The organism is Streptomyces sp. NPDC048483 (assembly GCF_040651455.1).
Taxonomy (GTDB): Bacteria; Actinomycetota; Actinomycetes; order Streptomycetales; family Streptomycetaceae; genus Streptomyces.
Window position 1 is genome coordinate 1 of sequence record NZ_JBEZJZ010000045.1, and the last position, 17,332, is coordinate 17,332.

Consider the following 17,332-nt stretch of genomic DNA (forward strand, 5'->3'; position numbering starts at 1 on the left):
CGCACCCTCCCCACCCACCCAGAGGTGGTCGCGTCACCGGCGGGAGGGGTTGGGCCGTAGGGACGAAGTCCTGGAGGACCGGCCCCGCACCCACCCCCACGCATCCGCGACCCACCCCACAACCTCCCCCGATCCCGCCGAAGGCGGGCCCAGAACCACCGCACCAACTACGGCGCCGCACCCGGCAACGTGGGGCGACCCCCGAAGGGACCCGGCAACGTGGGGAGAACCCCATCAAGGATCTTCGCCCACTGCGCCACCACCCGGTCCCGCCGGGCCGAGTCGTCCGTCAGCAGGTTGGCGAGCCCCAGACCCCGCGCCATGTCCAGCAGCCCCTGCACGGTCTCCCGTACGCCCGGCACCGTCTCGTCGGCCTCCAGCAGCGCCACCGCCGTACGGTGCGCCTCCCGGCCGACCCGCGCCTCCAGGGCCGTGACCCGGTCGCGCAGCTGCTCCTCGTCCGATGCCGCCACCCACAGATGCAGCGCGGCCCGGAACAGCGGCCCGGTATAGAGGTCGACCAGCTCCTCGACGATGATCCAGGTGCGCGCGATCGACCCGGCCGGCGGCAGCTTGTGCGCGACGGCCTTCAGGGCGCCCTGCCGCTTCTCGGCGACATGCTCGACGGCCGCCGTGAACAGGTCCTCGCGGGTACGGAAATGATGCTGGGCCGCGCCCCGCGACACCCCCGCCCGCTCGGCGACGACGGAGACCGTGCTGCCGCTCCAGCCGCGCTCCGCCAGGCAGGAGATGGCCGCCTCCAGGAGCTTGAGCCGGGTGGCGCGGCTGCGTTCCTGCTGAGGCTCCTTGGGGCCGCGGGCCGGGGTCAGCGCGCCCATGCCGGGGCCCGTCGCTCCAGGAAGGCGGTCATGCCCTCGCGCGCCTCGGGGGAGCCGAAGAGCCGTGCCGACTGCTCGGCGAGCGCCTCGGTGTCGCGGTCGAAGGCGCGCAGCACCTCGGCCGTGACCAGCTTCTTCGACGCGGCCAGGCCCTGTGGCGACCCCTTGCGCAGCCCCTCCAGTACGGGCCCGAGACCGGCGTCCACGTCGTCCGCCGCCAGCGTCACCAGGCCGATCCGGGCCGCCTCCGCCGCGCCGAACTTCTCCCCGGTCAGGTAGTAGCGGCCGGCGGCGCGTGGGTCCAGCCGCGGCAGCAGCGGCATGGAGATGACGGCGGGCGCGAGGCCGAGCCGCGCCTCGGTGAAGGCGAAGGTGGACTCCGGCCCGGCCACCGAGATATCGCAGGCGCCGAGCAGGCCCAGCCCCCCGGCCCGTACGTGCCCACTGACCCGGGCGACGACCGGACGGGGCAGCTCCACGATGGCGCGCAGCAGCCGGGCGAGCCCCAGCGGCCCGTCCTGTGCCGCGCCCGAGGTGGCCTCGGACAGGTCCGCGCCGGCGCAGAAGGTGCCGCCGGTGTGGGCGAGCACCACGGCGCGGGTGGCGTCGTCGGCCGCGGCGTCCGCGAGCCCCTGGTGGAGTTCGGCCACCAGGCGGGCGGAGAGCGCATTGCGGTTGTGGGGCGAGTTCAGGGTGAGGGTGGTGATGCCGCGCTCGTGGGAGCGGGCGACGAGGGGTGACGGGGGTGTTTCGGCAGGCGTGGGTGCGTCTGTCATCGGGCCGTCGAGCTCCTTTCCCTGGCGCGCAGTTCGCGCCGCAGGATCTTGCCGGTGGTGGCGCGCGGCACGCTGTCCAGGAACTCCACGCGGCGCACCTTCTTGTGCGGGGCGACCTGCCCGGCAACGTACGCGATGACGTCCGCCTCGCTCAGCGCGGCCCCCGGCTGCCGTACGACGAACGCCTTGGGCACCTCGTTGCCGTCCGCGTCGACGACGCCTATGACGGCGGCGTCGGCGATGGCCTCATGGGTGAGCAGCAACGCTTCGAGATCGGCGGGCGCGACCTGGTACCCCTTGTATTTGATCAACTCCTTCACCCGGTCGACGACATACAGCCAGCCGTCGCCGTCCACCCGCCCGATGTCCCCGGTGTGCAGCCAGCCGTCAGGGTCGATCATCGCGTCCGTCTCAGCGGGCCGTCCCAGATAGCCCTTCATCACCTGCGGGCCGCGGATGACGATCTCGCCACTGTCCCCCGCCGCCAGGTCGTCGCCGGTCTCCAGGGAGACGATGCGCAGCTCCGTATTGGGGATCAGTTTGCCGACGGCGCCCGGTGGCGGGTTCGGCACGTCCAGCGGTACGGCATGGGTGCCGGGCGAGAGTTCCGTCATCCCGTAGGCCTGCCGGACCGTCGGCAGGCCCAGCCGCCGGGAGCAGGCCGCCGCGAGGTCGGCGTCCAGAGGGGCGGCCGCGCAGACGATGTGCCGGAGGGAGGACAGGTCGTAGTCGTCGACCAGGGGGTGCTTGGCGAGCGCGAGCACGATCGGCGGCGCGACATACACGCTGGTGATGCGGTGTTCGGCGAGGGCGGCCAGGAAGTGGCGCAGGTCGAAGCGGGGCAGCACGACGACGGTGGAGCCGTTGCGCAGCGGGGCGTTCATCAGGGCGGTGAGGCCGTAGATGTGGAAGAACGGCAGCACGGCGAGGATCCGGTCCTCGGGGCCGGTGCTGACCAGCGGTTTCAGCTGGGCGAGGTTGGTGGCGATGTTGCGGTGGGTGAGCATCACCCCTTTGGGGGTGCCGGTGGTTCCGGAGGAATAGGGCAGTACGGCCAGGTCGTTGACCGGGTCGAGGGGGACCGATGGTTCAGGGGCGGTGGAGTCGAGCAGGTCGAGGACCGAGCGGTGGCCCTCGGCGCGATCGCAGACGAAGATCTCGGCGATCCGGCCGTCGGCCTGGCGGGCGGCGGCGCGGGCGGTGTCCAGCAGCGCGGCGACGGTGACGATCCAGCGGGCACCGGAGTCCCGCAGCTGCTTGCCGAACTCGCCCTCGGTGGAGAGCGGATGGACGGTGGTGACCGTCGCCCCGCAGCGGGAGGCGGCGTGGAAGACGGCCGGGAAGATCACGGTGTTCGGGCTGTGCAGGGCGAGCACATCGCCCTTGCGGACCCCGGACGCCGCGAGGGCGGCCGCGATCCGGCGGCTGTAGCGGTCCAGCTGGGCGTAGCCGATCGTGGTGCCGTCGGTGCCGTCGATCAGCGCCGGCCGGTCACCGTACTCTGCCGCCTGCCCGAGGACGGCCTCATGAATCGGCAGGTCCACGGGGGCGACGTCCTCGTACTCGCTGCGGAACACCTGGAACACCATGGTGTGGCCCTCCCCTTCAACGGTTTCCAGCGGTTTCAGCGGCGTGCATGCGCCTGCGCCCGGCGGCGACCGGCGGCGACCGGCGGCGATGGACGGTGACCGGCAAGGATGCCGCCCTCAGTACGACTTGGGCAGCCCCAGCGACTGATGCGACACAAAGTTGAGGATCATCTCGCGGCTGACCGGGGCGATCCGTGCGACCCGGGCGGCCGTGATCATCGAGGCGAGGCCGTATTCGTGGGTGAGGCCGTTGCCGCCGAGGGTGTGGACGGCCTGGTCGACGGAGTGCACCGCCGCCTCGGCCGCCGCGTATTTGGCCATGTTGGCGGCCTCGCCGGCGGCCATGTCGTCCCCGGCGTCGTAGAGGTGTGCCGCCTTCTGCATCATCAGCCGGGCCAGTTCCAGCTCGATATGGGCCTGCGCGAGCGGGTGCGAGAGGGCCTGGTGGGTGCCGATGGGCTCCTTCCAGACCTGGCGGGTACGGGCGTAGTCGACGGCCCGGCCGAGTGCGTAGCGGCCCATCCCGAGCGCGAAGGCGGCGGTCATGATCCGTTCGGGGTTGAGCCCGGCGAAGAGCTGGAGGAGTCCGGCGTCCTCGTCCCCGACCAGGGCCTCGGCGGGCAGCCGCACCTCGTCCAGGGTCAGCTCGAACTGCTTCTCCGGGGCGGCCAGTTCCATGGGGATCGGGCTGCGCCCGAATCCGGGGGTGTCCCGTGGAACGATGAAGAGGCAGGGCTTGAGGCGGCCGGTCCGGGCGTCCTCCGTCCGGCCGACGATCAGCGTCGCCTCGGCGATGTCGACGCCCGAGATGAACACCTTCCGCCCGTTGAGGACCCAGTCCGTCCCGCTGCGCTTCGCTCCGCCTCGGCCCTGTTTCGCGATGACGGATGCCGAGCCCCGGCGCGCGGTGGTCGTGATGCGGTGCGAGTTGGACCCGGCATCCGGCTCGGTGATCCCGAACGCCATTTTGCGGGAGCCGTCCGCCAGCCCCGGCAGCCAGGTCCGCTTCTGTTCCTCGGTGCCGAACCGCGCGATGACCGTGCCGCAGATCGCGGGCGAGACGACCAGCATCAGCAGCGGGCAGCCCGCCGCCCCCAGTTCCTCCAGGACGATGGAGAGTTCGGCTATGCCGCCGCCCCCGCCGCCGTACTCCTGGGGGAGGTTCACGCCGAGGTAGCCGAGCTTGGCGGCCTCCGTCCACAGTTCGTCGGTGTGTGTGCCCTCGGCGACGACCCGGGCGAAGTACTCGCGGCCGTAGCGCCTGCCCAGCGCGGCGACGGCGGCCCGCAGATCGCGGTGTTCCTCGGTCTCGATCACAGGGTTGCTCTTGCCATTGCTCATGACGGCTCCTTGTGCGGTGGGTGAGAGGAGGGTGGTGCGGCTCCCGGTCAGTCCGTGACGACGGCGAGCAGCGCGCCCAGCTCGACCTGCCGGCCCGTACGGACGGGCAGGGAGGTGAGGGTGCCATCGGCCGGCGCGGTGATCTTGTGTTCCATCTTCATGGCCTCCAGCCACAGCAGCGGCTGTCCGGCCTCGACCCGGTCCCCCTCGGCGAGTCCCGCCGCGATCCGTACGACCGTGCCGGGCATCGGCGCCAGCAGGGAGCCGGGTTCGGTGCGGGCGGCGGGGTCGGGGAAGCGGGGGAGGGCGGTGAGGGTGCGGGCGCCGAGCGTGGGGGCAGCCCCGCCGGAGGCAGGGGGAGAGTCGACATGGACCCGGTCGCCGTAGCGGGTGACCGTGAACTTTTGCCGCAGGCCGTCGATTTCGAGCACCGTCTCGCCTGCCGCGAGGCCGACCAGCCGTACGTCCGGGAAGCCCTCGGCGACCAGCCCGTCCCGCCCCAGCCGGTAGCGGACCTCGTGCTCGCTGCCCGCGCAGGCGTACGTCTTGACCTGCGGCCCCGACGGCACGTTGCGGAAGCCCCCGAAGCGGGAGCGGCCGTGCGCGTCGACGAGGGCGGCGGCGAGCGCAAAGACCCCGGCGCCGTCGGCCGGCCCGGCCTTGGTCAGCGCGGCGAGGTTGCGGTCGTAGAAGCCGGTGTCCAGCCCGGTGGCGTCGGCGAACTCCGGGTGCCGCAGGGACCGTACGAGCAGCTCGCGGTTGGTGACCGGGCCGTGGATACGGGCCCGCTCCAGGGCGCCCGCAAGCTTGCGTACGGCCTCGTCGCGGGTCGGCGCCCAGGCGATGACCTTGGCGAGCATCGGGTCGTAGTGGACGGTGACGGTGTCGCCGTCGGTGACGCCCGAGTCGAGGCGCACGCCGTCGGGCAGCGCAAGCCGGTGCAGGGTGCCGGTCTGCGGGCGCCAGCCGGCCGCCGGGTCCTCGGCGTAGAGGCGGGCCTCCACGGCGTGCCCGGAGGGGGCGGGCGGCCGGGCCTCCAGCGCCCGGCCCTCGGCCACCCGTATCTGCTGGGCGACGAGGTCGAGGCCGTAGATCTCCTCGGTGACCGGGTGCTCCACCTGGAGGCGGGTGTTCATCTCCAGGAAGTACGCCCGTCCGTCGGACGGGACCAGGAACTCCACGGTGCCCGCGCCCCGGTAGTCGATGGCGCGGGCCGCCTGGGCCGCGGCCTGGTGCAGGGTGTCGCGCAGCGCGTCGGAGAGTCCGGGGGCCGGGGCCTCCTCGATGACCTTCTGGTGGCGCCGCTGGAGGGAGCAGTCGCGGGTGCCGAGCGTCCAGACCGTCCCGTGCGCATCGGCGAGGATCTGCACCTCGACATGGCGCCCGCCGACCACATACGGCTCGACGAACACCTCCCCGTCCCCGAAGGCGGTGGCCGCCTCGGCCGCGGCTGCCTTCAACTCCTCGCCCAGGTCGGCCAGTTCGGTCACCACGCGCATACCGCGCCCGCCCCCGCCCGCCGCCGCCTTCACCAGCAGCGGCAGCTCGGCCTCGGTGACCGTCGACGGATCGACGGGCGCCAGCAGCGGCACCCCGGCCGCCGCCATCAGCTCCTTGGCGCGGGTCTTGGACGCCATCGCCTCGATGGCGGCGGGTGGCGGCCCGATCCAGACCAGGCCCGCATCGGCCACGGCGGCCGCGAATCCGGCGTTCTCGGAGAGGAAGCCATAGCCGGGGTGAACGGCGTCCGCGCCTGCCGCCAGCGCGGCCCGCACGATCAGCTCGCCCCGCAGATAGGTGTCGGCCGGGGCGTCGCCGGGAAGCCGTACGGCCGCATCCGCCTCGCGGACATGCGGCGCGTCGGCATCGGCGTCCGAGTACACGGCGACGGTGGAAATGCCCAGCTCACGGCACGTACGGAAGACCCGCCGGGCGATCTCGCCCCGGTTGGCAACAAGCACGGAACGCATCACTTCTGCCTTACCTCTCACATCCGGAAGACGCCGAAGCCGCCCCGCGCGCCCTCGACCGGGGCGGTGTGGAGGGCCGACAGACACAGGCCGAGGACGGTGCGGGTGTCGCGCGGGTCGATGACGCCGTCGTCGTAGAGCCGCCCGGACAGAAACATCGGCAGCGACTCCGACTCGATCTGCTGCTCCACCATGGCGCGCAGCCCGGCATCCGCCTCCTCGTCGTACGGCTGCCCCTTGGCGGCGGCCGAGGCGCGGGCGACGATCGACAGCACACCCGCGAGCTGCTGCGGCCCCATGACGGCGGACTTGGCGCTCGGCCAGGCGAACAGGAACCGGGGGTCGTAGGCGCGGCCACACATCCCGTAGTGGCCGGCGCCGTACGAGGCCCCCATGAGGACGGAGAGGTGCGGGACACGGGAATTCGACACCGCATTGATCATCATGGCGCCGTGCTTGATGATGCCGCCCTGCTCGTATTCCTTGCCGACCATGTAGCCGGTGGTGTTGTGGAGAAAGAGGAGCGGAATATCGCGCTGATTGGCCAACTGGATGAACTGGGCGGCCTTCTGGGACTCGGCGCTGAACAGCACACCCTGGGCATTGGCGAGAATTCCCACCGGATAGCCGTGCAGCTCGGCCCAGCCGGTGGCCAGGCTCGGCCCGTACAGCGGTTTGAACTCGTCGAAGTCGGAGCCGTCCACGATCCGGGCGATGACCTCGCGGGGGTCGAAGGGTGCCTTGAGATCGCCGGGGACGATGCCCAGCAGCTCGTCCTCGTCGTACTTGGGCGGGGCGGCCGGCCCCGGATCGGGGTGCGCCTTGCGCCAGTTGAGGCGGGCGACCACCCGCCGTGCCTGCCGCAGCGCATCCAGTTCGTCGAGCGCGAAGTAGTCCGCGAGCCCGGAGGTACGGGCATGCATCTCGGCGCCGCCCAGCGACTCGTCGTCGCTTTCCTCCCCGGTCGCCATTTTCACCAGGGGCGGCCCGCCGAGAAATACCTTCGCCCGTTCCTTGACCATGATGACGTGGTCGGACATTCCGGGGACGTAGGCGCCGCCCGCCGTCGAATTCCCGAAGACCACGGCCACGGTCGGAATTCCCGCCGCCGACAGCCGGGTGAGGTCCTTGAACAGCGCCCCGCCCGGAATGAAGATCTCCTTCTGGCTGGGCAGGTCGGCGCCGCCGGACTCGACGAGTGAGATCACCGGCAGCCGGTTGGCATACGCGATCTCGTTCGCCCGCAGCGCCTTCTTCAGCGTCCAGGGATTGCTGGCGCCGCCGCGCACGGTCGGGTCGTTGGCCGTGACCAGGCACTCCACCCCCTCGATCACCCCGATGCCGGTGACGAGCGACGCCCCGACGGGGTAGTCGCTGCCCCAGGCCGCGAGCGGGGACAGCTCGAGGAAGGGCGTATCGGGGTCCAGGAGGAGTTCGATGCGCTCGCGGGCGAGGAGCTTGCCGCGGCCCCGGTGCCGGGCGACGTACTTCTCGCCGCCCCCCGCGACCGCCTTGCCGTGTTCGGCCTCGGCCTCCGCCAGTTTCGCGAGCATCGCCGCACGACGCTCCGCGTACTCGGCGCCCGTGGGGTCGAGCGCGGTGTTGAGCACGGTCAAAGCAGCACCTCCGGTATCTCCATGTGCCGCGAGCGCAGCCACTCCCCCACGGCCTTGGCCTGCGGATCGAACCGGGCCTGCGCCGCGACGCCCGCGCCGAGCAGGCCGTCGATGACGAAGTTCAGGGCGCGGAGGTGGGGCAGGGCATGACGGTCTATGGGCAACTCGGCGCATTCGGGGAGCAGTTCGCGCAGGCGGTCGGTGGTCAGGGTGTGGGCCAGCCAGCGCCATGCCTCGTCCGTACGGGCCCAGACGCCGACGTTCGCCGAGCCGCCCTTGTCGCCGCTGCGGGCACCGGCGACGAAGCCGAGGGGGGCGCGGCGGGTGGGCAGGGCGGGGTCGAGGGGTGCGGGGAGTTCCGGATCGGCAGCTCGCGCCAACTCCCTCGTCTCCACAGCCGGTTGAATATCGACACGGGTACCGTCCGGAAGTACGGCCACATGCGGCACCTCGGCCGCATCCACCGCCACCGCCTCGAAGACGCCGTACGGCGCGCCCTTCCCCGGCGGCGCGGTCACATGGAAGCCGGGGTAGCTGGCCAGCGCCAGCTCGATCGCCGCGCCGCTGACCACCCGCCCCACCGCGTCCTGGTCGGCGTCCCGCACCACCAGCCGCAGCAGCGCGCTCGCCTCCTCCTGGACGTCGGCGTCCGCCCGGTCGGTACGGGCGAGTGTCCAGCGCACCTCGGCGGGCCGGCGGGCCGCGGCATCGAGAGCCGCGTCCATCTGCCCCCGTACCAGCTCGGCCTTGGCGGCGACATCCAGCCCGGCCAGTACGAACGTGACCTCGTTGCGCCAGCCCCCCAGCCGGGTCAGCCCGGTCTTGAGCGTCGGCGGCGGCGCCTCGCCGCGCACCCCCGCGATCCGGACCCGGTCCGGCCCGTCCTCCGTCAGCCGTACCGTGTCGAGCCTGGCCGTCACATCCGGGCCGGCGTACCGCGCACCGGCCGTCTCGTACAGCAGCTGGGCGGTGACCGTACCGGGGGTGACCGCGCCGCCGGTGTCCGGATGCTTGGTGATCACCGAGCTGCCGTCGGCGGCGATCTCGGCGAGCGGGAAGCCGGGGCGGCGGATGTCGTGCGCCGTGAAGAAGGCGTAGTTCCCGCCCGTGGCCTGGGCGCCGCACTCCAGCACATGCCCGGCGACAACGGCGCCGGCCAGCTGGTCCAGGTCCTGCGGCCGCCAGCCGAAGTGTGCCGCGGCGGCCCCGCTGACCAGGGCCGCGTCGGTCACCCGCCCGGTCACCACCACATCGGCACCGGCCCGCAGACATTCCGCGATGCCCCCGCCGCCCAGATAGGCGTTGGCGGTCAGCACCCCCTCGCCCCACTGCCGCCGACCGATCAGGTCGTCGCCCTCCACATGCGCCACCCGCACGGGGACGCCGGCCTTGTCCGCCAACTCCCGTACAGCATCGGCCAGTCCGGCCGGGTTCAGCCCGCCCGCATTGGCGACGATCCGCACGCCACGCTCGGCGGCGAGCCCCAGCCCGTCCTCCAGCTGCCGCAGAAAGGTCGTGGCGTAGCCGCGCCCGGGGTTCTTGAGGCGGTCCCGGCCGAGGATGAGCATGGTCAGCTCGGCGAGATAGTCGCCGGTCACCACGTCGAGGGGGCCGCCGGTGAGCATCTCGCGCAGGGCGTCGAAGCGATCGCCGTAGAAACCGGAGGCGTTGCCGATACGGAGGGTGGCGGGGTCGGCGCCTATGGGGGGCGCGGGGCCGGTGGCCGTACCTGTCGGGCCGCCGGTCATCGCGTACCGCCCGCCGCCACCGGCTTCCGGCCCTTCCCCGGCGGCCCCGCAAAGGCCTGCGCGATCCCCAGCCACCGTTCCGCGTCCGCCCCTTCGGCCCGTACGGTCGGCAGATCGGCGCGGTGCGCCCGCTGGGTGACCAGCAGACAGAACTCCAGCGCGTCCCCCGTCACCCGCTGCGCCGCGGCCTCCGGTCCGTACGCCCAGACCGTCTGCCCGTCCGGCGCCCGCAGCTCCACCCTGAACTCCTCCTCGGGCGGGGTGAGCTGATGAACGGAGTAGGCGAAGTTACGGGTCCGCACCCCGATGCGGGCGATATGGCGCAGCCGGTCCGTGGGGATACGCGTCGCCCCCAGCGCATCGGCGACATCCTGGCCGTGCGCCCAGGTCTCCATCAGCCGTGCGGTCGCCATCGAGGCGACGCTCATCGGCGGCCCGTACCACGGCAGTTTCTCGCCCGCCGGCCACTCCCCGAGCGCCCGCCACAGCGCCTCGCGGCCGGTGCGCCAGCCCTGGAGAAGTTCGGTGGGCGGCGTCTGCGCCCCGGCCCGCGCGCCCTCGTCGACGAAGGTCAGCGGCGAGGCGAGCGCCTCCGGTACGGCTTCCTGTGCGAAGCGTTCCGGATCGGTGGCGGCGAGCAGCGACTTCCGGTCGGTCCAGGCCAGATGGGCGATCTGGTGGGCGACGGACCAGCCCTCGGCGGGCGTCGGCGTGGCCCACCGCTCGGCCGGGAGCCCGGCGACCAGGGCGTCCAGCTCCTCGCTCTCGTCCCTGAGGTCCGCCAGTACGGCGCCGGCTTCGGACACGCGACACTCCCCTCGTCGCGCCAACTGCCGGGCAGACAGGACGCGTTGACATCGGCATACGGATATACGGGTGGGATGCGGTACAGGTGCTGTGCTGGTGCTGGTGCTGGTGCTGGTGCGCTCCGAGCGTGGCAGCGGCGGCGGAAACAATCAAGCACGCCTGCATGATTTTCTGTCCGGGCGCCGCCGGACGCCGTCACCCCCGTCGGCGAATGCGGTGAATCCGGCACGGCACCCGATGAACACGGCCGAACCCTGGGTATCCGCCCACCGCGAACTCCCCCTCACGCCACCCGGAGGCCCCGTGACCACGCCGCCCGCCGCCCCATCGGCCGTCCCCCTCCGCCCCGTTCGTGGCCCGCGCGGCCTGCCCTGGCTGGGCAATCTCCCCGCCTTCGGCAAGGCCCCGCTCGCCTTCCTGACCCGCCTCCGCGACGACTTCGGGGACGCGGTGACCTGGTCGCTGGGCCCCCTGCGCAGCCTGTTCCTCTCCCACCCACAGCACATCGCCGAGCTGCTGGATGCCCGGGAGCAGACCTTCGACATCCTGGAGATCGGCTGGGCGTTCCGGCAGGTGACCGGCGACAGCGTGATCGTCAGCCAGGGCGCGGACTGGCGCCGCAAGAGGGCCCTGGTCCAGCCGACCGTCCGTCCCCGCCAGGTCCGCACGTACGCCACGACCATGGTCGACTGCGCCCGGCTGGCGGCGGAGCGCTGGCAGGACCACGCGCGCCGGGACGAACTCCTCGAGGTACGCGCCGAGATGGCGCTCCTCACCCAACAGGTCGTGCTCCGCACCCTCTTCGGCAACGGTCTCGGCGATCGGTCCAGGGCGCTGGGCGCGGCAATGGAGATCGCCGGGACGGTGATCGGCGACGAGCTGCGCGGCATCAATCTGTTCCTGCCCGGCTGGGTGCGTACGCCGTCCCGTAAGCGGATGCTCGCGGCCGTTGCCGACCTCGACGGCGAGGTCAACCGGCTGATCGGCGCCCGCCGGGCGGAGGGGGCAGCCGCCGGCGAGCGGGACGATCTGCTGAGCCGGCTGCTGGCCGCCCGCGATGCGGAGGGCCGCCCGCTGTCCCCCAAGGAGGTCCGCGACGAGGCCGTCACCCTCTGGGCGGCCGGCCATGAGACCACGTCCACCGCCCTGACCTGGACCTGGTACCTGCTGGCCCGGTCCCCGGACGCCCGCGCCCGACTCGACGCCGAACTCACCCACGTACTCAACGGCCGGCTCCCGACCATCGACGACTACGACCGCCTCCCCTGGACCCGGCACATCATCAAGGAAGCGCTCCGCCTGTACCCGCCCGTCTGGATCATCCCCGCCACCGCCCGCGCGGGCGCCACCCTGGGCGGGACCGCCATCCCGGCCGGCACCACGGTCTGGTGCAGCCCGTGGACCGCCCACCGCGACCCGCGCTGGTTCCACGACCCCACGGCCTTCCGCCCCGGCCGCTGGTCCTCCGATGCCCCCGACCCCGTTCCCGACCACGCCTGGTTCCCCTTCGGCGGCGGCCGGCGCACCTGCCTCGGAGCCCGCTTCGCCCAGGTGGAGGCGGCGCTGCTCCTGGCGACCCTGGCCCAGTACTGCCACCTGGACATCCCCGCCGGCTCGATGACGCCGAAGGCGGGGCTGCTGCTGCAGCCGGCGACGCCGCTACGGGCGCGGGTGCGGCGGCGCGGTGAGGGTGTGTCCGGGCGCGCCGCTCATGGGGTGGGGCGGTAGTGCTTGCGATAGACCTCTATCGCGTATTCGGGCGGCAGGTTGGGCACGTAGCCGAGTTGGCCGTTGTCCTTGGCGATGACCAGATGGCTGCCGCCTTGAGGCGGGGGCGTCGTGGGGTCGGGGCGTGGGGGGAAGGTGGCATGGATGAGGTAGCCGATGTCGAATTCCTCGACGTGGAGGGGTGCCAGGGTGCCGTCTTCGCAGCGGGGCCGGAAGTGCTTACGGGCCGCGGCCAGCGCTTCCTCGGCGCTGGTGGGCACCGGGCGAACGTACTGGGGCTGATAGGTCTGAGGGGGCTGAGAGGGCTGAGAGGACTGATGGGGCTCTGTCATGGGAACTTTGGCGCCTTTCTGCGGTGGTGTGACACCGCGCAGCCCATCGTCACCGATGCGACGGATCTTCGGACGCACTTGGCAGGACTCCGTCCACGGATGCCTCCGGCGGCCGCCTTGGCGGCAGTCCCAAGGGCGCGCCCCGGCTCTCGTCCGGGCGCTCCGCTCAACCGTGCGCCTTCGCCCCCGCGCTCCGTACCGCCCCCACACTCGCCACCACGACCAGCCCGATCGCCAGCACCTCGGCCCAGCCCAGCGCCTGGTGCAGGACGAGGAACCCTGCGGTGGCGGCCGCGGCCGGCTCCAGGCTCATCATCACGGCGAAGCCGGAGGCCGGAAGCTTGCGCAGGGCGAGCAGCTCCAGCGTGTACGGCAGGACGGACGACATCAGCGCGACAGCCGCGCCCAGCCCCAGCGTGACCGGGTTGAGCAGCGCCGCCCCCGCACTGAAGATCCCGAGCGGCAGGCTGAGCACCGCCGCCACGGTCATCGCCAGCGCCAGCCCGTCCGCCTGCGGGAAGCGCTGTCCCGTACGGGCCGAGAGCAGGATGTACGCGGCCCACAGCGCACCGGCCGCGAGCGCGCAGCCCGCGCCGACCAGGTTGAGCCCGTCGAACCCCTCACGCCCCAGCAACACCACGCCACCCAGCGCCAGCCCCGCCCACACCAGGCTCAGCAGCCGCCGTGAGGTGGCCACCGACAGGATCAGCGGCCCCAGGAATTCCAGGGTGACGGCCGCCCCCAGCGGAATCCGGTCGATCGCCTCGTAGAAGAGCGAGTTCATACCCGCCAGCGCGACGCCAAAGGCGAGCACGGTGGCCCAGTCGCCGCGCGTATAGCCGCGCAGCTTGGGACGGCAGGCGATCAGCAGCACCAGCGAGGCGGCGACGAGGCGCAGCGTGACGACGCCCAGCGCACCGGCCCGCGGAAAGAGCAGCACCGCCACCGAGGCGCCGAACTGCAGAGAGATGATCCCGCCGATCACCAGCGCCACCGACCCGAGCCGCCCGCGCGCTCCCGTGGCCCCGGCGGTCCCGGCCTGGGCCTCGGCCGTCAGCACCTCGGGCGAGGCCGGCACGGGCTGCGGGATACCGCCGTCACCGGGGAGCGCGGATGCGGCGGCCGTGGCGCCGGGGAGATCGGAGTGGCGGGTGGGTGCAGAAGCGGAACCGGCCGATATGGGGCCGTCGGGGCTGCCGGGACTGGGATTCACATCCCCCACGCTAAGGCCCGCCCTTCCGGTCCGTGAAATGCCGTTTCCCCTGTTGTTATGCTCCGCACGCATGAGCGTCGAGCTACGTCATTTCCGCTGCTTTCTCGCCATCGCCGACACGCTCAGCGTGACCCGCGCCGCCGAACGCCTGCATCTCACCCAGCCCGCCGTCTCCCGTACGCTCCGCCAGCTGGAAACGGAACTCGGCGTCCGCCTCGTCGACCGCTCCACCCACCACCTCGCACTCACCCCGGACGGCCTGACCTTCCGCGACCAGGCGGCCATCGCGGTCACCGCCTTCGACCGCGCCCTCGGCCAGGCCCACCGCGCCGCCTGGCCGCTGCGCGTGGGCCACGCCTGGTCGGCCGCCGGTACGTACACCCCCGCCCTGCTCCGCCGCTGGCACGAGGAGCACCCCGACACCCCGCTCGAACTCCTCCGCATCGACGACCGTACGGCCGGTCTCGCCCGCGGCGACGTGGACGCGGCCCTGCTCCGCGGCGAGGTACGGACCCCGGGCCTGCTCACCGAGCAGCTCGCCACGGAACCCCGCGTCGCCGGCCTCCCCGCCGACGACCCCCTCGCCCAGCACCCCACCCTCTCCCTCACCGACCTGGCCGAGCGCACCCTTGCCCTCAACACCGTCTCCGGCACCACCACCCTCGACCTCTGGCCCGCCACCGCCCGACCGTCGACCACGATCACCATCGGCAACACCGACGACTGGATCGCCGCCATCACCGGCGGCCGCGCGGTGGGCGTCACCACCTCCGCCACCGCCGGCATGCACCCCCACCCCGCCATGGCGTACATCCCGATCACCGACGCACCGCCCGTCCCCGTCGTCCTGGCCTGGCGCGACGGCCCCGGGCATCCCCTTGTCCCCGACTTGATCAGGCTGGCCCGCGAGGTCATGGGTGAGCGCCACAGCGGTCCGTGATCGCGATCGGGTTCAGCTCGATCCGCAGTGACGCGGTCGAGGCGGGTCGGAGGGGGTTTCCGTTGCCCGGAGCGTGGGGCTTTCTCCTTCGCCCTTCGCTTTCTCTGCCACCACGACAGCGGCACGCGGGCCCAGCGACCGCCCATCCGCCGCACGTATCCCCAACTGCGACGAGACCACCGCAACCAGCTCCCCGTCCTGCGCGAAGGCGATGAGCTCCTGCCGTTCGGGGTCGTCGACGCCTTCGAAAGGCCGGAGGGCGAAGGACCCGAATTCCTGGTGGAGCGCGTCGAGCGACGGGCCGAAGTAGACCTGGTCCCAGGACACGTTCGTCAGGTCCGCGAGCTTCACCACACCATCCCGGCACAGACCCTGCTCGATCTCAGGGTCGAGCGGGTCGGAGGAGTCGATGCCGGTCATCGACTTCAGCATGAAGTAACCGGCCACGGGCACGGCCACCACCAGCGCTACCAAGCTGCCACAGCCGATTCCGATGGCCTTTCCGGCGCCCATCACAAGTCTCCTGAGGGGGCGTAGTCGTACGACGGGGTGGAGCCGATCTTGTCGGCGTGAGTCGTCTCGCCCGGTCGGACGTCGTCCGACCGCTGGAGTTTCTCGTTACGGTCGACCACGACGACATCGCCCTTACGGACGGCCTGCGCGACGAGCTCCGCCAGCTCGTCGTCGTCGGCATCCGGATGCAGTGCCGCGATATTGCGGCCGACCTCATTGTTGTGGAGGTCCATGGCTTCCGAAACCCGGCCCGCTTGGTCCTTATCGGGGGTGTATTCATGCGCCGTCGCATATTTTTCGGTCCATTCAGAACCAAATCGCCGCACCATCAGCGCATTCCAGTACGTGTGGCGGAAGGCGTCCGCATGCCCTTCGAGCTCGCCCTGGCCACCGAAGCGCTCCCGGCACTGGGACCATGCCGCGTTGGCCGCGAGTTCCCATTGCATCTTCTCGTAGGTGGAAAGTTCGGCCATCATCTTCTGCTCGGTGACCGGCTTCTCCGCGTTGATGCCCGGCACATAGGCCCAGATGCCGTCCTTGTTCTGGACCATCTTCTCGTCGCCGACCTGGTACCGGTCCATGATCTCGTCCATGGACGGGCGCAGGGCCTCCGTGAGCACCCGGCCGGCCTCTTCGGCCTTCTTCCGCGCTCGGGAGAGGATCCGGTCGAACTCCGCGACCAGCTTCTCCACCTGGTCGTCGTCGAGCTCGCTTCCCCAGCCGTGCCCCTTCCACTCCAGCTGGATCTCGCCCCAGAAATTCCTGTCGGCCAGCTCCTCGGGCGCCATCTCGAGTTGCTCGGCGATATCGAGGCACCGCATGGCCTGGCGCTGCGCCTCGTCCAACTCGCCGGCGTAGGTGCGCAGTGCCTTGGCCGCGCCGCTCAGACGTGTCTGCAGGTCCTCGGTGTCCCTGATATTGCGGTCGATCTCCGCGCGGAAGCCGTCCGCCGCCTCGCCCTGCCAGTCCGCCAGCATGTTCTTCGCCTGCGTCAGGTTGCCGTGAGCGCTGTCGACGGCTTCCGCCTCGCGATGCAGATCCGTCGCGAATGCGTCAACGGCCGCCGGATTGCCGGGTATCAGCGCGCGTATCGCCGCGCTCGCGGCGCTCATCCGAACACGCTCTTCGGGCCGCCGTCTGCCGCCGGGGCGACATCGAAAGCTCGGGTCGTCGTCTCTTCCGCCGATGCGTACGCAGCACGATTCTGAGCGAGCTTGGTGGTCGTCGCGGCCACGCTCCTCGTGGTCGCCTCCGCGTCCTTGGCCAACCGCCCCGTCGCCTGGCGCACGGCCAGCGCGACCTCGGCCTCGCCGACGTCCGGCACCCCTGCCTGCACGAGTGCCCTTGTGACCTTGGTCAGCAAGGCTTGCGCTTCAGCCAGGTGGCCTCCGGCCACGGCCATCTGTTCCGGCGTGACGCCGTATCCCCTACTCAACTGTCCCCCTCAGTTCGAGTTGCGGTGACCCTAACAAGATGTCATGCCTCGCTGACACGCAAAGGGGCCAGCTGCGACGGTCACCCCATGCTGGTCGGCGGTGGGTCCGGCGGCAGGAATCCCGTTTGTTCTCACGGCAGTTGACGGGGAGGGAGCGAACGGGGATGGAACCCTGGCCCGCGGGGTCGTGGGTGAGCGCCACAGCGGACCGTGATCCCGATCCGGTTCGGGAACCGGTCGGCAAACCTGGTCCGGCAAGCGAAAAAACGGGCTGCACGCCGTTCCTCTTCCTGACCCGTTGCGGTGTCGGCCGGCCCTGTGTCGTCGACGTCAGAAGACCGCCGCACGGAGGGTGCGACGCTGACGCGCAGGGTGTAGCCCTGACCTCGCCGCACGGCCACGCCGTGGTCGAGCGCGGCCCGCTCGGCGGGCTCCAGCTCGGCGGCGCGGAGGAGGCCCTGTTCTCGTATAGCTACGGCCAGGTG

15 protein-coding genes are annotated in these 17,332 nt (G+C 71.9%); 2 read left to right on the forward strand and 13 right to left on the reverse strand.

The window, feature by feature from the left end; all coding sequences use genetic code 11:
- Positions 1-167 precede the first annotated feature (167 nt).
- The 8 genes from AB0D04_RS22395 to AB0D04_RS22430 form a co-directional block, all read right to left on the reverse strand.
- On the reverse strand, positions 168-839 hold the full coding sequence (locus tag AB0D04_RS22395) for a TetR/AcrR family transcriptional regulator (RefSeq protein ID WP_362706000.1): 672 nt from the start codon (positions 837-839) through the stop codon (positions 168-170).
- Positions 827-1,615: an enoyl-CoA hydratase family protein gene (locus AB0D04_RS22400; RefSeq protein WP_362706003.1), complete on the reverse strand. Its 789-nt coding sequence runs from the start codon at positions 1,613-1,615 to the stop codon at positions 827-829. The genes AB0D04_RS22395 and AB0D04_RS22400 overlap by 13 nt, the downstream gene beginning before the upstream one ends.
- Positions 1,612-3,204, reverse strand: coding sequence for a 4-coumarate--CoA ligase family protein (locus tag AB0D04_RS22405; protein WP_362706005.1), 1,593 nt, complete (start codon positions 3,202-3,204; stop codon positions 1,612-1,614). The genes AB0D04_RS22400 and AB0D04_RS22405 overlap by 4 nt, the downstream gene beginning before the upstream one ends.
- A gap of 117 nt (positions 3,205-3,321) precedes the next feature.
- Entirely contained in the window at positions 3,322-4,545 is a 1,224-nt protein-coding gene (locus AB0D04_RS22410) for an acyl-CoA dehydrogenase family protein (protein WP_362706007.1), read from the reverse strand.
- A gap of 47 nt (positions 4,546-4,592) precedes the next feature.
- Positions 4,593-6,518, reverse strand: a complete 1,926-nt coding sequence (locus AB0D04_RS22415) for a biotin carboxylase N-terminal domain-containing protein (protein WP_362706009.1) — start codon at positions 6,516-6,518, stop codon at positions 4,593-4,595.
- Between the two features lie 14 nt (positions 6,519-6,532).
- Positions 6,533-8,131: a carboxyl transferase domain-containing protein gene (locus AB0D04_RS22420; protein WP_362706012.1), complete on the reverse strand. Its 1,599-nt coding sequence runs from the start codon at positions 8,129-8,131 to the stop codon at positions 6,533-6,535.
- Entirely contained in the window at positions 8,128-9,879 is a 1,752-nt protein-coding gene (locus tag AB0D04_RS22425; protein WP_362706015.1) for an acyclic terpene utilization AtuA family protein, read from the reverse strand. The genes AB0D04_RS22420 and AB0D04_RS22425 overlap by 4 nt, the downstream gene beginning before the upstream one ends.
- Positions 9,876-10,685 (reverse strand): TIGR03084 family metal-binding protein, encoded by an 810-nt coding sequence (locus tag AB0D04_RS22430; protein WP_362706018.1) that lies wholly within the window; start codon positions 10,683-10,685, stop codon positions 9,876-9,878. The genes AB0D04_RS22425 and AB0D04_RS22430 overlap by 4 nt, the downstream gene beginning before the upstream one ends.
- A gap of 304 nt (positions 10,686-10,989) precedes the next feature.
- Here AB0D04_RS22430 and AB0D04_RS22435 point away from each other — a divergent pair, with 304 nt between their 5' ends.
- Complete coding sequence (locus AB0D04_RS22435; protein ID WP_362706020.1) at positions 10,990-12,414, forward strand: cytochrome P450; 1,425 nt, start codon at positions 10,990-10,992, stop codon at positions 12,412-12,414.
- Here AB0D04_RS22435 and AB0D04_RS22440 read toward each other — a convergent pair.
- Together AB0D04_RS22440 and AB0D04_RS22445 are read right to left on the reverse strand one after the other, a co-directional pair.
- The gene (locus AB0D04_RS22440) at positions 12,396-12,674 is read right to left on the reverse strand and encodes a hypothetical protein (RefSeq protein WP_362706023.1); all 279 of its coding nucleotides are present in this window, start codon (positions 12,672-12,674) and stop codon (positions 12,396-12,398) included. The genes AB0D04_RS22435 and AB0D04_RS22440 overlap by 19 nt on opposite strands.
- Positions 12,675-12,912: 238 nt before the next feature.
- Positions 12,913-13,806: an EamA family transporter gene (locus tag AB0D04_RS22445; RefSeq protein WP_362706135.1), complete on the reverse strand. Its 894-nt coding sequence runs from the start codon at positions 13,804-13,806 to the stop codon at positions 12,913-12,915.
- Between the two features lie 223 nt (positions 13,807-14,029).
- Here AB0D04_RS22445 and AB0D04_RS22450 point away from each other — a divergent pair, with 223 nt between their 5' ends.
- Positions 14,030-14,899 (forward strand): LysR family transcriptional regulator, encoded by an 870-nt coding sequence (locus AB0D04_RS22450; RefSeq protein WP_362706026.1) that lies wholly within the window; start codon positions 14,030-14,032, stop codon positions 14,897-14,899.
- Positions 14,900-14,911: 12 nt separating this feature from the next.
- On the opposite strand, the gene AB0D04_RS22455 is transcribed toward AB0D04_RS22450, so the two are convergent.
- Genes AB0D04_RS22455 through AB0D04_RS22465 form a run of 3 tightly spaced genes read right to left on the reverse strand, consistent with a single transcriptional unit; the run spans position 14,912 to position 16,847 of the window.
- The gene (locus tag AB0D04_RS22455; RefSeq protein ID WP_362706028.1) at positions 14,912-15,412 is read right to left on the reverse strand and encodes a hypothetical protein; all 501 of its coding nucleotides are present in this window, start codon (positions 15,410-15,412) and stop codon (positions 14,912-14,914) included.
- Entirely contained in the window at positions 15,412-16,524 is a 1,113-nt protein-coding gene (locus AB0D04_RS22460) for a putative T7SS-secreted protein (RefSeq protein WP_362706031.1), read from the reverse strand. The genes AB0D04_RS22455 and AB0D04_RS22460 overlap by 1 nt, the downstream gene beginning before the upstream one ends.
- Entirely contained in the window at positions 16,521-16,847 is a 327-nt protein-coding gene (locus AB0D04_RS22465; protein ID WP_362706033.1) for a hypothetical protein, read from the reverse strand. Before AB0D04_RS22465 ends, AB0D04_RS22460 begins: the two co-directional genes overlap by 4 nt.
- Positions 16,848-17,332: the final 485 nt, after the last annotated feature.

Coding starts and splice junctions, on each gene's coding strand:
- AB0D04_RS22395 (WP_362706000.1), bottom strand. CDS start 839: ATGGGCGCGCTGACCCCGGCCCGCGGCCCCAAGGAGCCTCAGCAGGAA.
- AB0D04_RS22400 (WP_362706003.1), bottom strand. CDS start 1,615: ATGACAGACGCACCCACGCCTGCCGAAACACCCCCGTCACCCCTCGTC.
- AB0D04_RS22405 (WP_362706005.1), bottom strand. CDS start 3,204: ATGGTGTTCCAGGTGTTCCGCAGCGAGTACGAGGACGTCGCCCCCGTG.
- AB0D04_RS22410 (WP_362706007.1), bottom strand. CDS start 4,545: ATGAGCAATGGCAAGAGCAACCCTGTGATCGAGACCGAGGAACACCGC.
- AB0D04_RS22425 (WP_362706015.1), bottom strand. CDS start 9,879: ATGACCGGCGGCCCGACAGGTACGGCCACCGGCCCCGCGCCCCCCATA.
- AB0D04_RS22450 (WP_362706026.1), top strand. CDS start 14,030: ATGAGCGTCGAGCTACGTCATTTCCGCTGCTTTCTCGCCATCGCCGAC.
- AB0D04_RS22455 (WP_362706028.1), bottom strand. CDS start 15,412: ATGGGCGCCGGAAAGGCCATCGGAATCGGCTGTGGCAGCTTGGTAGCG.
- AB0D04_RS22460 (WP_362706031.1), bottom strand. CDS start 16,524: ATGAGCGCCGCGAGCGCGGCGATACGCGCGCTGATACCCGGCAATCCG.